The organism is Kitasatospora sp. NPDC090091 (genome assembly GCF_044747365.1).
Taxonomy (GTDB): Bacteria; Actinomycetota; Actinomycetes; order Streptomycetales; family Streptomycetaceae; genus Kitasatospora.
Genome location: NZ_JBIVDY010000031.1, coordinates 1 through 17,086 on the forward strand (window position 1 = coordinate 1; position 17,086 = coordinate 17,086).

At 76.7% G+C, this 17,086-nt stretch carries 4 protein-coding genes; all 4 read left to right on the forward strand.

Annotation, left to right across the window (positions count from 1 at the left end):
* The coding region (locus tag ACIPSC_RS35430) for a phosphopantetheine-binding protein (RefSeq protein ID WP_400833037.1) at nt 1–568 on the forward strand (568 nt) is incomplete at its 5' end.
* A complete protein-coding gene (locus tag ACIPSC_RS35435; RefSeq protein WP_400833039.1) occupies nt 565–8,475 on the forward strand; it encodes an amino acid adenylation domain-containing protein in 7,911 nt (2,636 codons plus the stop codon). The genes ACIPSC_RS35430 and ACIPSC_RS35435, both read left to right, overlap by 4 nt.
* Nucleotides 8,472–15,848: an amino acid adenylation domain-containing protein gene (locus ACIPSC_RS35440; RefSeq protein WP_400833041.1), complete on the forward strand. Its 7,377-nt coding sequence runs from the start codon at nt 8,472–8,474 to the stop codon at nt 15,846–15,848. The genes ACIPSC_RS35435 and ACIPSC_RS35440 overlap by 4 nt, the downstream gene beginning before the upstream one ends.
* Nucleotides 15,845–17,071 carry a cytochrome P450 gene (locus ACIPSC_RS35445; protein ID WP_400833044.1) on the forward strand — a complete coding sequence of 409 codons (1,227 nt, stop codon included), beginning with the start codon at nt 15,845–15,847 and terminating at the stop codon, nt 17,069–17,071. Before ACIPSC_RS35440 ends, ACIPSC_RS35445 begins: the two co-directional genes overlap by 4 nt.
* Nucleotides 17,072–17,086: the final 15 nt, after the last annotated feature.

Genomic DNA, 17,086 nt, shown 5'->3' on the forward strand with positions numbered 1-17,086 from the left:
AATCGAAACCCGCCTCCGCGAACACCCCCACATCCACGACGCCGCCGTCACCACCCACAACGACCGCCTCATCGCCTACCTCGCCACACCCCCCGACACGGACGCCACCACCGACCGCATCCGCGAGTGGCTCCGCGAGCGGCTCCCCGACCACATGGTCCCCACCACCCTCATCACCCTCGACGAACTCCCGCGCACCGTCGGCGGCAAGACCGACCGCACCCGCCTCCCCGACCCCGACGGCCACCGCCCGGACCTCGCCCACGCGTACACACCCCCGCGCAACCCCACCGAACAGACCATCGCCGACGTCTGGCGGGAGGTGCTGCAGCTCGACCGGATCGGCATCCACGACAACTTCTTCGACCTCGGCGGCCACTCCCTCCTCGCCACCAGGGTCGCCATCCGGATGCGCACCGCGTTCGGCAGCGACATCGGCGTGCGCACGCTCTTCGACCGGCCGACGGTGGCGCGGCTCGCCACCGCCGTCGAGGAGCAACTGACCCGGGAGATCGCGGCAATGACCGGCGAGGACATCGCCGAGGCACTGAAGGGGCAGCAGCCATGAGCACGGTGCACGGACTGGTCGAGGCACAGGCCCGCCGCAGTCCCGACGCGGTCGCCCTGGAGTTCGAGGGCGAGGAACTGTCCTACCGGGAGCTGGACCGCCGGGCCAACCGGCTCGCCCACCGGCTGCGTGCCCTCGGCGCGGGGCCGGAGAGCGTGGTCGCCGTCGGGGCGCAGCGCTCCCCGGAGCTGGTCGTGGCCCTGCTCGGCATCCTCAAGAGCGGGGCGGCGTACCTGCCGCTGGACCTGGAGCTGCCGGTCGACCGGCTCGCCTCGATGGTCGGCCGGGCCGGGCCGGTCGCCCTGGTCCGCGGTCCCGGCATGGACCTGGACCTCGGCCGGCCGGGGCTGCCCGAGGTCGTCCTGGCCGACGTCGTCGGGCAGCCGGAGGCCTCCGACGCGGCCGACGGCCCGTGCGGCGTGGTCGTCGACGAGCGGAACGCCGCCTACGTGATGTACACCTCCGGCTCCACCGGGCAGCCCAAGGGCGTGGTGGCCGAGCACCGGGGCGTGTGCAACCGGCTGCGCTGGGGCCAGCACGAGTACGGGATGACTCCCGACGAGCGGGTCCTCCAGAAGACCCCGTACGCCTTCGACGTGTCGGTGTGGGAGCTGTTCTGGCCGCTCACCGTCGGCGCCCGGCTGGTGATCGCCCGGCCCGGCGGGCACCGCGACGGCGGATACCTGGTCGAGCTGATCCGGAGCCGCGCCGTCACCACCGTCCACTTCATCCCCACCATGCTCGGCCTGTTCGCCGGCGAGCGCGGGGTCGAGGACTGCCACAGCCTGCGCCGCGTCCTGACCAGCGGTGAGGAGCTGCCCACCGACCTCCAGAACCGGGTGCTGCGGCTGCTGCCCCACGTCGAGCTGCACAACCTGTACGGCCCGACCGAGGCGTCCATCGAGGTCAGCGCCTGGCAGTGCCGGCCCGAGTGGCCGGGCCCGTCCGTGCCGATCGGCGCGGCCGTCGCCAACACCCGGCTGCACATCCTCGACCCGCAGCTGCGCCCCGTGCCCGACGACGGCAGCGGCGAGCTGTTCCTGGCCGGCGTCCAGCTCGCCCGGGGCTACCTCGGGCAGCCGGGCCTCACCGCGGAGCGCTTCCTGCCCGACCCGCACGGGGAGCCCGGCGGACGGATGTACCGCAGCGGGGACCTCGCGCGCTGGCACCGGCCCGGCGTGGTCGAGTACCTGGGCCGGGCCGACGACCAGCTCAAGCTGGGCGGCAACCGGGTGGAGCTGGGCGAGATCCAGGCCGTCCTGAACGACCAGCCGGGCGTGCGCGCGGCCGTGGTGGTGGCCGCCGGTTCGGCCGCCGAGCGGCGGATCGTCGCGTACGCCGTCGGCGACGGCCTCGACCTCGGGGACCTGCGCGAGCGGCTGGCGGCCCGGCTGCCCGGCTACATGGTCCCGTCGGCCTTCGTCCTGCTGGACGCGCTGCCGCTGACGCCCAGCGGCAAGCTCGACCGCAAGGCCCTGCCCGCCCCGGACCGGCCCGAGCTGGCCACCCCGTACCGGGCGCCGGAGAGCGGGCTCCAGGAGCGGCTGGCGGCGGTCTGGGCCTCGCTCTTCAGCCTCGAACGGATCGGGGCCGACGACGACTTCTTCGCCCTCGGCGGCCAGTCGCTGCTCGCGGTGCGGCTGATCGCCCGGCTGCGCGAGGAGCTGGGCGCCGACGTCTCGCTGCGCGACCTGTTCGAGGGGCCGACCGTCGCCGGACTCGCCGCCGCGCTCGACCTCGCCGGCACCGGCGCCGCCCGGCCGGCGCTCACCCGGGGCGGCGACGACCGGCCGGTGGTCGCCTCGTTCGGCCAGGAGCGGCTGCTGTTCCTGCACCGCCTGCACGCCGACGGTGCGAACTACGTCATCCCGATCGCCTGGCGGGTGGACGGCCGGCTCGACGCGGCCGTCCTGCGGGCCGCGCTGGAGCGCCTGGCGGCCCGGCACGACGCCCTGCGCACCCGCTTCCCCGGCGGGGACCACCCGCCCGTCATCGCCCCCGCGCCCGTCGTGGACCTGCGCCTGACCGACGCCGACGGCTGGGAGGAGGAGATCGCCGCCGAGCTGCGCCGGCCGTTCGACCTCGCCGCGGGGCCGGCCTGGCGGGCCCTGCTGCTCCGGCTCCCCGGGCACGACGTCCTCCTGCTGGTGCTGCACCACCTGGTCGCCGACGGCTGGTCGCTGGGCGTCGTCGCGCGGGAGCTGGGCGAGCTGTACGCCGGCGGCACACCGCCGCTGCCGCCGGTGCGCTACGCGGACTTCGCCCGCCGTCAACGCGCCGACCTGACCCCGGAGCGGCTGGCCGCCCTGCTGGAGTGGTGGCGCGGCGCGCTGGCCGGCGTCCCGGTGCTGGAGCTGCCCACCGACCGGCCTCGGCCGGCGGTCCTGGGCACCGACGGGGCCACCCACCGCTTCGGCCTGCCGCAGGAGGCGCTGCGCGCGCTGGACCGGTACGCCCGGGACGGCTCCACCACCCTGCACACCGTGCTGCTGGCGGCGTTCCAGGTGCTGCTGGGCCGGTGGAGCGGGCAACGCGACTTCGCCGTCGGCACGGCGGCCGCCGGCCGCACCTACGCCGAGGTGGAGAACGTCGTCGGCTTCTTCGCCAACACCCTCGCCGTGCGGGCCGACCTCGACGGCGACCCCACCCTCCCCGAGCTGCTCCACCGGGTCCGGGAGGCCGTCCTCGGCGCGTACGACCACCAGGACGTGCCGTTCGAGCGCGTGGTGGAGGAGCTGCGGCCGGACCGCGACCTCAGCCGCAACCCGGTGTTCCAGACCATGTTCGCGCTCCGCGACGCCACCGCGGCGCTGCGGCTGCCCGGACTGGCCGCCGAGGAGATCCCGCTCGGCTGGCGGACCGCCAAGTTCGACCTCACCCTCTTCGTCGACCGGGCCGCCGACGGCACCTGCACCGGTCTGATCGAGTACGCGACGGACCTGTTCGACCCCGCCACGGTGGAGCGGCTCGCGGCCGGCTACCACCGGCTGCTGCTGGCGCTCGCCGCGGACCCCGGCGGGCGGCTCGGTGACTGGGACCTGCTCGGCCCCGAGGAGGCGGCCCGGCTGGTGGCGGCGGGCACCGCCCCCGAGCCCCCGATCGAACCGCTCGCCCTGCACCGGCTGATCGCCGCCCGGGCCGCCGCGCACGGCGACCGCCCGGCCGTGGTGGACGGCGACGCCGTCTGGACGTACGCCGAACTGGACCGGCGGGCCAATCGGCTCGCCCACCACCTGATCGCCCTCGGCGCCGGCCCGGAGACCGTGGTGGCGGTCAGCCTGCCCCGCGGCGCGGAGCTGGTGGCGGCGCAGCTCGCCGTCCTCAAGGCCGGCGCCGCCTACCTGCCGCTGGACGCCGACCAGCCGGTGGAGCGCAGCCGCCACCTGACCGGGGAGAGCGGCGCGCGGCTGCTCGTCACCTCCGGCGGGAGGCCCGAACTCGACGCCCTGGGCTGCCGGGTGGTCGACCTCGCGCGCGACGCCGCCGGGATCGGCCGGCGGCCCGGCACGGCGCCCGAGGCGGCGGTCGCCCCGGAGAACCTCGCCTTCCTCGTCTACACCTCCGGCTCCACCGGGCGGCCCAAGGGCGTCGCCATCGGCCACCGGGCGCTGGTGCGCACCGTCCGCGCGGGAAGCCACCTCGCCCTCGGCCCGGACGACCGGGTGGCCTTCGCGGCCAGCCCGGTGTTCGACGCGGCGACCTTCGAGGTCTGGGCCACCCTGGTGGCCGGGGCGGCCCTGGTGATCACCCCGCCGGACGTGGTGCTGTCGCCGGACGCCCTGGCCGGGCACCTGGAGCGGCACGGGGTCACCACCCTGTTCCTCACCACCGCGCTGTTCAACCAGGTCGTCCGGGAGCGGCCGCGGGCGCTCGCGGCCCTGCGGACGGTGCTCTTCGGCGGCGAGGCCGCCGACCCGTCGGCGGTGGGCGCCCTGCTCGCCGGGCCGGGCCCCGAGCGGCTGCTGCACATGTACGGTCCGGCCGAATCGACCACCTTCGCCACCTGGCACCGGGTGGACGGCAGCGACCGCGGCGCCGGCGGGGTGCCGATCGGCCTCCCGGTGGACAACACCACCGCGTACGTGGTCGACGAGCGGCTGCGGCCGGTGCCCGTCGGCGTGGTCGGGGAGCTGCTGCTCGGCGGCGCCGGCCTGGCCCGCGGGTACGCGGGGGCGCCGGGCCGCACCGCCGAGCGGTTCCTGCCCGACCCGTTCGGGCCGCCCGGCGGCCGGGTCTACCGCACCGGTGACCTGGTGCGCTGGGACGCCGGGGGCCGGCTGGAGTTCGTCGGCCGGGCCGACGGGCAGGTCAAGGTCCGCGGCTTCCGGGTCGAGCCGGGCGAGGTCGAGGGCGCGGTGCGCCGTCACCCGGCGGTCCGGGACACCGTGGTGGTGGCCCGTCCGGACCGCAGCGGCGCCCTCGCCCTGGTCGCCTACGTGGTCGGCGACCGCGCCGGGCTGGACGGGCTGTCCGGGTTCCTCGGCGAGCACCTGCCGGCGTACCTGGTGCCGTCCGCCGTGATGGTGCTCGACGAACTGCCGCTCACCCGCAACGGCAAGGTGGACCGGGCCGCCCTCCCGGCGCCCGCCCGCACCCCGGCCGTACGCGGCCGCCGCCCGGCCCCCGGGCTGGAGCAGCAGCTCGCCGCCGTCTGGTCGGAGGTGCTGGGCGTCGACGACCCCGGCGCGGACGACGACTTCTTCGCGCTCGGCGGGCACTCGCTGCTCGCCATCAAGGTGGTCGGCGCGGTGGCCGAACGGACCGGCCGGCAGCTGACCTTCCGGGACCTCTTCACCGCGCGCACCGTCGCCGGGCTGGCCCGGCTGCTCGCCGGCGCCGCTGCCGCCGAGGACGCCCCGATCCTCCGGGGTACGGGCGACACCGGGCTGCCGGCCTCCTTCGGGCAGGAGCGCCTGGTGTTCCTGGACCGCCTGGAGGGCGCCGGCGCCGCCTACACCGTCCCGGTGGCCTGGCGGCTGACCGGCCCGCTGGACCACGGCCGGCTGGCCGCCGCCCTCGACGCCCTGGTGGACCGGCACGAGGTGCTGCGCACCCGGTTCTCGCTGGCCGACGGCGTGGTGTCGCAGGACATCCGCCCCGGCTGGGCCGGTCTGGAGCTGCGGGAGGCCCACTCCGGTGCCGAGGCCGAGCGGGCGGTGCGGGACGAGGCCCGGGCGCCCTTCGAGCTCGTCGGCGGGCCGCTGTTCCGGGCCGTGCTCTGGCGCGTCGGCGCGGACGAGCACGTGCTGCTGCTGGCGATGCACCACACCGTCTCCGACGGCTGGTCGGCCGGGCTGCTGGTCCGCGACCTCCAGGCCTGCCACGACGGGGCCGAGCCGCCCCGCCCCGCGGTGCGCTACGCCGACTTCGCGCGCTGGCAGCGCGAGCGGCTCGGCGGCGAGGGCCCGGCAGGGGAACTCGCCCACTGGCGGGAGCGGCTGGCCGGGCTGCCGGTCCTGGAGCTGCCCACCGACCGGCCCCGCCCGGCCGTCCGCACCGGCGCCGGCGACTCGGTGGGGTTCACCGTCGGCCCCGAGCTGACGGCGCGTCTGGAGGAGCTGGGCCGGGAGCACGGCGCGACCCTCTTCATGACCCTGCTGGCCGCCTACCAGGTGCTGCTCGGGCGCTGGAGCGGGCAACGGGACTTCGGCGTCGGCACCCCGGTGGCCGGCCGCGGCCGCCCCGAGGTCCGGGACGTGGTGGGCTTCTTCCTCAACACCCTGGTCCTGCGGGCCGACCTGGCCGGTGACCCGTCCTTCGCCGAGCTGCTCGGCCGGGTCCGCGAGGACGCCCTCGGCGCGTACGAGCACCAGGACGTGCCGTTCGGACGCCTGGTGGAGGAGCTGCACCCGGAGCGGGAGCTCAACCGATCCCCGCTGTTCCAGGCCATGTTCAGCTTCAACGACTGGAACCTGGACACCCTGCGGCTCGGCCGAGCCACCGGCACGGCCGTGCCCGTCGACCGGGGGGCGGCCAAGCTGGACCTCACCCTGGAGCTGGTGCACGGCCCCGACGGGCTGGCCGGCGCCCTCGACTTCACCACCGACATCCTGGACGCGGCCACGGTCGGCCGGATGGCGCAGGCGTACACCGCGATCCTGCGGGAGGCCGTCGTCGCCCCCGCCACCCGCATCGGCGACCTGCTGCCGACGCTGCCCCGGGCGGGCGCCCTGCCGCGGACGGCACCGGCCCGCCCGCTGCTGGAACGGATCGCCGAGCACGCCCGGACCACCCCGGACGCGACGGCCGTGGTCAGCGGGGACGTCCGGATCGGCTACGCCGAGCTGGACCGGCGGGCCAACCGGCTCGCCCACCACCTGATCGCCCTCGGCGTCGGCCCGGAGACCCGGGTCGGGCTGCGGCTGCGCCGGGCGGCCGACACCGTGGTCGCCGTCCTCGGCGTCTGGAAGGCCGGCGGCGCGTTCGTCGCGCTCGACCCCGACCTGCCCGAGGCCCGGACCGCCCGGATCTCCGAGGACGCGGGGATCCGGCTGGTGGTCGACGCCGCCACGCTGGCCGACCCCGCGCTGGAGCGCCGTCCGGACACCGCCCCCGACACCGCCCCGGCGCCCGACGGGCTCGCGTACGTCGTCTACACCTCGGGCTCCTCCGGGACGCCGAAGGGCGTGCTGGCCTCCTTCGACACCGTCACCGCCTACCTCGACACCGTGCTCACCCACTACCGGCTCAGCTCCGAGGACGTCGTCCTGCAGCGGGCCTCGCCCTCCTTCGACGCCTTCCTGCGCGACTGCATCGGCCCGCTCACCGTCGGCGCGACGGTGCTGATGGCCGGCCAGTCCGACCTGTCCGGCCTGGCGGACGACCTCGCCGGGGAGGGCCGGCCCGTCCCGACGGCCGTGCTGAGCATGGTGCCGTCGCTGCTGCACCAGCTGATCGACGGCGGCGAGCTCACCCCCGCGAACCTGCCGGCGCTGCGCCTGCTGGTGCTCAGCGGCGAGCCCTGCACGCCGGAGCTGCTGGCCCGGCTGCACAGCGCGCTGCCGGGCCTGCGCCGGGTGGTCAACCACTACGGGCCGACCGAGTGCACCCTGACCACCACCGTCGAGGACCTCGACCCCGCGGTGCCGGTGCGGACCGTGTCGATCGGCCGGCCGATGCCGGGCACCAGTGTCCAGGTCCTGGACGCCGCGCTGCGTCCCGTGCCGACCGGCGTGTTCGGCGAGCTGTACATCGGCGGCTCCGGTCCCACCCGGGGCTACCACGGCCGGCCCGGCACGACCGCGGCCGCCTTCGTCCCCGACCCCTTCGGCGCGCCCGGTGCCCGGATGTACCGCACCGGCGACCGCGGCCGCTGGCTGGCCGACGGCTCCCTGGAGTTCGCCGGACGGCTGGACCGCCAGGTGAAGGTCCGGGGCGTGCGGATCGAGCCTGCCGAGGTGGAGGCCGCCCTGGCCGCGCACCCCGGCGTGGGCGCGGCGGCCGTGGTCGCCCGCCCCGACGGCCCGAACGGCTGGCGGCTCACCGGCTACGCCCAGCACGCGCCGGGCTCCCCGGTGACGGTCTCCGCACTGCGGGCCCACCTGGAGACCGTGCTGCCGTACGCGATGGTGCCCGCCGCCCTGGTGGTCCTGGACGCCCTGCCGCTGCTCGGCAACGGCAAGGTGGACCGGGCCGCGCTGCCGGAGCCGGTCGCCGGCGGCGGGGCGGCGCACGTCGCCCCGCGCACCGACACCGAGAAGGCCCTCGCCGAGGTGTGGGCCGAACTGCTCCACCGGCCGGACATCGGGGTCGAGGACGACTTCTTCGACCTCGGCGGCCACTCCCTGACCGCCATGCGGGTGATCTCCCGGATGCGGTCACGACTCGACGCCACGGTCACGCTCCGCGCCTTCTTCGAGGCCCGGACCATCGCCGGGCTCGCCCGGCAGCTGGAGGAGAACCGATGAACGACCTCTCCCCCGTTCAGCGGGAGCTGCTCCGCCGACGGCTGGCGGGGCTGGCCGGCCCCGGACCGGACGCGGACGCGATGACCCCGGTCGCCGGCACCGGGGACCTGCCGGTGTCGTTCGGTCAGGAGCGCCTGGTCTTCCTGGACCGCCTGGAGGGACCGGGCCCGGCGTACACCATCCCGGTCGCCTGGCGGCTGACCGGGCCGCTGGACCGCCCGCGGCTGGCCGCCGCCTTCGACCGGGTGGTGGCCCGGCACGAGCCGCTGCGCACCCGCTTCACCGTGACCGACGGCGCCGTCCGCCAGCACGTGGACCCCGGCTGGCCCGGCCTCGACTGGCGCGGGGACGTCCCGGCCGGGGAGCTCGCCCGGGCCGTCCGGGAGGCTGCCGACGAACCCTTCGACCTGGCGGCCGGCCCGGTCCTGCGGGTCACCCTCTGGCGGCTCGCCGGGGAGGAGCACGTGGTGCTGGTGGCGCTGCACCACATCGCCGCCGACGGTTGGTCGATGGGCGTCCTGGTGCGCGAGCTGGAGGCCTGCTACGCCGGCGAACCGCTGCCCGAACTCCCCGTCCGCTACGCCGACTTCGCCGCTTGGCAGCGCCGCACCGCGGCCGCGGACCGGCAGGCCGAACGGCCGGACCGCCGGCGCAGCCGGCTGGCGGGGCTGCCGCCGCTGGAGCTGCCCACCGACCGCCCCCGCCCGGCCGGGCGCTCCACCGCGGGCGCGGTCGGCGAGTTCACGCTGGCACCGGAGCTGGTGGCCGGCCTGGAGGGGCTCGGCCGCCGGCACGGGGCGACGCTGTTCATGACCCTGCTGGCCGGGTTCGAGATCCTGCTGTCCCGCTGGAGCGGCCAGGGCGACTTCGCCGTCGGCACCCCGGTCGCCGGACGCAGCCGCCCCGAGGTGGAGCAGCTGATCGGATTCTTCGTCAACACCTCGGTCCTGCGGGCCGACCTGTCCGGCGACCCGTCCTTCGGCGAGGTGCTGGACCGGGTCCGTGCGGACGCCCTCGACGCGTTCGAGGACCAGGACGTCCCGTTCGAGCGGATCGTCGACGAGCTCGCCCCCGACCGGGAGCTGCACCGCACCCCGCTGTTCCAGGCCATGTTCAGCCTGGACGACGACGCCGACGACCGTCCGGTCCGGCTCGCCGGGCTGACCGGCACCCGCTACGACCTGGACCTGGACGCCGTCAAGTTCGACCTGGTGCTCCAGGCCGCGCGCCGGCCCGACGGGGTGGCCGCCGCCTTCTTCCACCGGGCGGACCTGTGGAGCCCGGAGAGCGTGCGGCGCTGGGCCGAGCAGTACACGCACCTGCTGGAGCAGGCGCTCGCGCACCCGGACACCCCGCTGTCGGCGCTGGAGCTGCTGCCGGAGGAGGAGCGGCGCCGGCTGGCCGCCTGGGCGGCCCCGGAGCGCTCGTACGAGGGCGGCGACCTGCTCCACCGGCGTTTCGAGCGGCACGCGGCGGCGCAGCCGGACGCCGTCGCGGTGGTCGCCGGGGGCGAGCGGATCGGCTACGCGGCCCTGAACCGGCGGGCCAACCGGCTCGCCCACCGGCTGCGCGCCGCCGGGGTCGGCCCCGAGACGGTGGTCGGGCTCTGCGTGGAGCGCAACGCCGACCTGGCGGTCGGGATCCTCGGCATCCTCAAGGCCGGCGGCGCGTACCTGCCGCTGGACCCGGAGCACCCGCGCGAGCGCCTGGCGTACGTGGCGGCGGACGCGGGCGTCGCCCTGGCGGTGGTCTCGCCCGGCCTCGGCGACCGGGTGCCGCCCGTGGTCGGCGCGCAGCTGCGGCTGGACGACCCGGTGCTGGACGACCCGGCGCCGGACGCCGACCCGGACCGGAATCCGGAGCCGCTGGGCGACGCCGACACGCTGGCGTACATCATCCACACCTCCGGCTCCACCGGCCGCCCCAAGGGCGTCTGCGTCCCGCACAGGCAGGTGGTCCGACTGCTGGACGCCTGCGAGGAGGCGTTGGAGCTGGCCCCGGGCGGGGTGTGGAGCCTGTTCCACTCGTACGCCTTCGACTTCTCGGTCTGGGAGCTGTGGGGCGCGCTGACCCGGGGCGGCAGCGTGGTGCTGGTCGACCGGGACACCGCCCGGGACCCGGGCCGGTTCGCCGAGCTGGTCGAGGCCGAGCGGGTCTCGGTGCTCAGTCAGACCCCCGGTGCCTTCCGCAACCTGCGCGCCGCCCTCGCCGGGCGGCCGCTGGCCGCACTGGGTGTGCGGACCGTGGTGCTCGGCGGGGAGAAGCTGGACCTGCCCGAGCTGGACGGCTGGCTGGACGGCCCGGGCGCCGGGGTCCGGCTGGTCAACATGTACGGCATCACCGAGACCACGGTGCACGTCACCCACCACACCGTCGCCTCCGCGGACCTCGCGGGCGCGGCGCTCTCCCCCATCGGCCGGGCGCTGGGCGACCTGAGCGTCCACGTCCTGGACCGGCACCTGCGGCCGGTCCCGCCCGGCGTGGTCGGCGAGCTGTACGTGGGCGGCGCCGGCCCGGCCCGCGGCTACCTCGGCCGGCCGGGGCTGACCGCCGAGCGCTTCGTCCCCGACCCGTTCGGCACCCGGCCAGGGGCCCGGCTCTACCGCACCGGCGACCGGGCCCGCCGGCTGCCCGACGGGACCCTGGAGTACCGGGGCCGCGCCGACGACCAGGTGAAGATCCGCGGCCACCGGATCGAGCTCGGCGAGGTGGAGGCCGCGCTGCTGGGCCACCCGGCCGTCGAGCAGGCCGCCGTGGTGGCCCGGGGGACGCGCAGCGGCGAGTACCGGTTGCACGCCTACCTGGTCCCCGGCGGTGCCCTGGACCGGGACGAGCTGCGGCGCCGGCTGCTCGACCGGCTGCCCGAACCGATGGTGCCCGCCTCGTTCACGGTGCTCGCGGCGATGCCGCTGACCGCCAACGGCAAGATCGACCGCCGGGCGCTGCCGACGGCCGACGGCGCCGGGCTGGACAGCGTCCGCCGGCACGTCCCGCCGGCCACTGCGACCGAACGGGCCCTCGCCGGGGTGTGGTGCACGGCACTCGGCGTGGAGCGGGTCGGCGTCACCGACCGCTTCTTCGACCTCGGCGGGGACTCGATCCTGGCGCTGCGCGTGGTGGGCCTGGCGGAGCAGCGCGGGCTGACGGTGGCGCTGCGCGACGTCTTCACCCACCAGGGGCTGGGCGAGCTGGCCCGCGCCGTGGACGAGGCCGCGGCGCGGGCGCTCGCGCCGGACGCCTCCGGGCGGGACGTTCCCGCGGTCGCCGGACCGGTGGAGCCCTTCGCCCTGCTGTCGGCGTCGGACCGCGACCGGCTGCCCGCCGGGCTGGTGGACGCGTATCCGCTGACCCGGATGCAGCAGGGCATGCTCTACGAGCTGCTCGCCGACGCCGGCAAGGGCGCGTACCACAACGTGACCAGCTTCCGGATCCAGGAGCCCGCCGGGTTCGACGCCGGGGCGATGCGCGACGCCGCCCGGGCGGTGGTCGGCCGGTACGAGATCCTGCGGACCGGCTTCGACTGGAGCGGCTACGACGAACCGCTGCAACTGGTCCACCCCTCGGCCGAGTTGCCCGTGGGGGTGGACGACCTGCGGGGTCTGGACGAGGAGGCCGGGGCGGAGCGGGTCCGCGAGTACCTGCGCGCCGAGGCGGGGCGCTGGTTCGAGCTGGCGCTGCCGCCGCTGATCCGGCTCCACGTGCACGTGCTCAACGAGGCCGAATACCGGCTCACCATCACCGACTGCCATGCCGTCCTGGACGGCTGGAGCCTCACCTCGCTGATCGCCGAGCTGGTCGAGCGGCACCGTCGGGCCCGCACCGGCGGCGGCCTGGCGGCCGGCGACCCCGCGGCCGGCGCCGTCCTCGCCTCCGGCGCGCCGGAGGCGGCCCCGGACCCGCTGGACGGCCCGCCGGTGCCCGCCTTCGCCGAGTACGTGGCGCTGGAGCGCGCCGCGGTCGCCGACCCCGCCGCCCGGGCGTTCTGGGACGCCATGGTGGAGTCCTTCCCGCCGGTGCGCCTGCCGCGCGCCGCCGGCGGCGACCTGGCGGACAAGTCCACCTGCGAGGCGCTGCGCTCCTACGGTCACCTGCGGGCCGGCATCGACGCGCTCGCCGCCCGGGCCGGAGTGCCCCGCAAGACGGTGCTGTTCACCGCCCACTACCACCTGATGCGCCGGCTCGCCGACGGCGACGCCTACTCGACCGGGATGGCCACCAACGGCCGCCCCGAGCGGGCCGGGGCGGACGGCATGCGCGGCGTGTTCCTCAACGTGGTGCCCTTCGGCACGCACTCCGCCGCGACCAGCTGGCTCGGCCTGCTGCGGGACGTCTTCGCCGCCGAGCGGGAGGTGATCCCCCACCGCCGCTTCCCGCTGGCCGAGCTGCAGAGCGGCCGGTGGGCCGGGGAGGTGCTGGTCGACACCGCCTTCAACTACGTGCACTTCCACGGCCTGGGCAGCGAACACAAGGAGGACATCGAGGAGATCGCCCGGACCAACTTCGGGCTGATGGTCACCACCGGCCCGACGGGCGTCTCGTTCGAGGCCGACGCCGGCCGGATGTCCCGGGCCGAGGTGGAGCGGCTCGCCGACACCTACTGCGCGCTGCTCGCCGCGATGGTCGCCGACCCGGAGGCGGCCCCCGGCCTGCCCGCCGAGGCGCAGGACCTCCGCCCGGCGCGGGCCGCCGCCGCGGCCCGGGACGACCGCAGCGTGGTGGCGGTCTTCGAGGAGCGGGCGGCCGCGCACCCCGACCGGGTGGCGCTGGCCACGGCCGACGGCCGCACGGTCACGTACGCCGGGCTGCGGGCCCGGGCCGACCGGATCGCCCGGCGGCTGCGCCGGCACGGCGCCGGGCCCGGCCGGGTCGTCGGGCTGTGCGCGGAGCGCTCCACCGACCTGGTGGCCGGCATGCTCGGGATCCTCCGGTCCGGCGCCGCGTACCTGCCGCTGGACCCCCGCGACCCGGCGCTGCGCCTCGACGGGATGGTCGCGGAGACCGGCGTGGACGTGGTGCTCGTCCAGCCCGCGTGGCGCGAGGCCGTGCCCGCGCGGGTGGGCACCGTCCTGAGCCTCGCCGAGGACGGCCCCGAGGCGGACGACGGACCCGAGGCGGACGCCGGCCTCGCGGACGCCGGCCCCGAGCAGGACCGCCTCACCCTGCCCGACACCGACAGCGCGGCCTGCGTCCTCTACACCTCCGGCTCCACCGGCCGCCCCAAGGGCATCGCGCTGCCGCACCGCGCGGTCGTCGACTCCCTGGTCGCCCAGGACTTCGTGCGCCTGGACGAGCACGAGACGGTCCTGCACCTGAGCAGCGTCAGCTGGGACGCAGCCCTCTTCGAGATCCTCGGACCGCTGCTGACCGGCGGCACCTGCGCGCTCCACCCGGCCGAACCGCTCACCCCGGCCGGCATCGCCGACTCGCTGCGGCGGCACGGCGTCACCACCGCCTTCCTCACCACCACGCTGCTCAACCTGGTCGTCGAGCAGGACCCGGACGGACTGGCCGGCCTGCGTCAGCTGATCACCGGCGGCGAGGCCGGCTCCCCGGCCCATCTGCGCGAGCTGCGCAGCCGGCTGCCCGCCCTGCACCTGATCAACGCCTACGGCCCGGTGGAGTGCACCTTCATCGTCACCCGGCACGAGGTGCGCGCCGTCGCCCCCGACGCGGTCGCCGTCCCGATCGGCCGGCCGCTGGCCCGGACGACCGTCCTGGTCCTCGACGAGGCGCTGCGCCCCGTCCCGGCCGGGGTGTCCGGGGAGATCCTCGTCGGCGGCGACTGCCTGGCCCTCGGCTACGTCGGCCAGCCCGGTCTGACCGCGGAGCGGTTCGTCCCCGACCCGGCCGGCCACGGCCGGCGGCTCTACCGCACCGGCGACCGGGGGCGCCTGCGGGCCGACGGCGAGCTGGAGTTCGGCGGGCGGCTGGACGGCCAGGTGAAGATCCGCGGCCGCCGGATCGAACCGGGCGAGATCGAGGCCGTCCTCACCTCGCACCCGGGCGTCGCCGCCGCCGCCGCCCTCGCCCGAACCGACCGGCCTGGCGACGCCGTCCTGGTGGCGTACCTGGTCCCGGCGGCCGGGTCCGCCCTGCCGAGCACCGCCGAACTGCGCCGCTGGCTGCGCGACCGCCTCCCCGCCTACCTGGTGCCGACGGCGCTGGTGCCGCTGCCCGCCCTGCCGGTGACCGCGAACGGCAAGCTCGACCGCGCCGCCCTGCCCGCGCCGGACGGACTGGTCGAGCCGGAGCACCCGTACGTCGGGCCGCGCACCGAGGCCGAGACCACGCTGGCCAAGCTCTGGGCGGAGATCCTGCGGCTGGACCGGGTCGGGGTGCACGACGACTTCTTCGACCTCGGCGGCAACTCGCTGGCCACCGTCCGGGTCGCCGCCCGGGCCTGCGACCTCGGCCTCCCGGTCGGGGTGGCCGACCTGCTGGAGAACCCCACCGTGGCCTCGCTGGCCGCCGCCGTCACCGCCCGGGTCCAGGCCGGCCCGGACGCAGCGGCGGGGCTCGAGGGCGACGCCGCCCCGGCGCGGCGCCGGGAGGGCGAGGTGCTGGTCGTGCTCCGCGAGGGCAGCGGGAACCCCCTCTACTGCGTGCACCCGAGCGGCGGCAGCGTCGCCTGGTACCTCCCGCTCGCCAAGGCCCTGCCGCCCGGCAGGCCGGTGATCGGCCTCCAGGCCCGGGGCCTCGACGGCGGCACCGACGCCGACACGATGCAGGCCCTGGCCGAGGACTACGTCCGGCAGCTGCGGGCGCACCGGCCGCAGGGCCCGTACGCACTGCTCGGCTGGTCGATGGGCGGCAACATCGCCCAGGAGATGGCCATCCAGCTCACGGCGGCGGGCGAGCAGGTCGAGGTGCTGCTGCTGTTGGAGCCCGCCGTGCCCGACGAGGACGGCATGTTCGCCGTCACCGAGGCGCTCGACCTGCTGGACCGCGCGGTCGCCCTGCGCGAGGCGGTCCGGGGGCTCTCCCCCGGCACCCCGGCCAGGCTCAGCCAGGAGCGGGAGCTGGTGGCGACCCTGCTCGCCGCCGGCGTCAACGAGGCGGAGGCCCGCCTGGGCGCCGACTGGCCGGTGGCGATGTGGACGGCCCTGCTGCGCGCCGCGGCCGGCCACCGCCCCGAGCCCTACCGGGGCCCGGTGCACCTGGTGGTCAGCGCCGAGGCCGTCGACGCCGCCCCGGACCGGAGGTCCGTCGCCGCCGGCGACGGCTACCCCGCGTACGAGCGGCGCTGCCGGGAGCTGTTCCCCGGCGCGCTGACCGTCCACCACCTGCCCGGCACCCACCGGAGCATGGTCACCGACCCGGACGTGGCCGCCGTCGCCGCCATCGCCGCCGACCTGATGGAGCGCACCCCGTGACCGCCACCGACCGGGCCATCGACCCCTACCTGCTGGACGACGAGGTCGTCGCCGACCCGTTCCCCCACCTCGCCCGGCTGCGCGAGGCCGCGCCCGTGCACTGGAGCCCGGCCAACCGGGCCTGGCTGGTGACCGGCTACGACCAGGTGGCCGCATGCTTCGCCGAGCCCGCGGTGTCCGCCGACCGGATCACCCCGGTGCTGGCCCAGACGCCCCTGCACCTGCTCGGTCCGGAGGCCGCCCGGGCCTTCCAGATCATGGCCGGCTGGATGGTCTTCGTCGACCCGCCCGAGCACCGCCGGCTGCGCAGCGTCTTCCGGGGTGCCTTCGGCCCCGGGCAGATCCGGCGCAACCGCCCGATGGTGCAGGAGGCGGTGGCCCGGCTGACCGCCAGGGCCGGGGCCGGCGGCCCGGTCACCGACCTGGTGGCCGACTTCGCCCGCCCGCTGCCCGCCACCGTCGCGGCGGCCTGGATGGGCGTACCGCCGGAGGACACCGCGGACTTCCAGCGCTGGGCGATCCTGGTGGGTGACCTCGCCCTCGGCTCGGTGCAGTCGCCGGAGGAGACCGAGAACTCCCACCGGGCCCTGCTGGACCTCTTCGGCTACCTGCGCCGGCTGGTCCGCAGACGCCGCGAGGAGCCGGGGGCCGACCTGATCAGCGCGGCCCTGGCCGGCGGCCTGGTGGGCGCGGAGGTCGGCGAGGACGAGTTCGTCGCCATGCTCACCCACATCGCGTTCGCGGGCGGCGAGACCACCAGCAACCTGATCGCCGTCGGCGTGTGGAACCTGCTGCGCCGGCCCGACCAGCTCGAACTGCTGCGCGCGGACCCCGAGTCGGCGCGCGGCGCCGTGGAGGAGCTGCTGCGCTTCGACGGACCCTCCAAGCTGTCGGTCCGCCAGGTCGCGGCCGACTTCGCCCTGGGCGACCGCACCCTCCGGGCCGGTGACCGGCTCTACCTGGTCACCGCGGCCGCCAACCGGGACCCGTCCAGGTTCGACCGCCCCGACGAGCTGGACATCGGCCGCTCCCCCAATCCGCACCTCGGGTTCGGCCACGGCGAGCACTTCTGCCTGGGCGCGCCGCTGGCCCGGCTGGTCGCCGGGGCGGCGCTCACCGACCTGCTGGCGGCCTCGCCGCACCTCGCCCTGGCCGGCCACGAGGTCGGCTGGCAGCCCTCGCTGCTCAACCGCAGCCTCCGGTCGCTGCCGGTCCGGCTCTGAACCGCCCGCCACCGA

Bases quoted from the DNA above. Each gene is read 5' to 3' on its own strand.
- ACIPSC_RS35435 (WP_400833039.1), top strand. From the start codon at position 565: ATGAGCACGGTGCACGGACTGGTCGAGGCACAGGCCCGCCGCAGTCCC.
- ACIPSC_RS35440 (WP_400833041.1), top strand. From the start codon at position 8,472: ATGAACGACCTCTCCCCCGTTCAGCGGGAGCTGCTCCGCCGACGGCTG.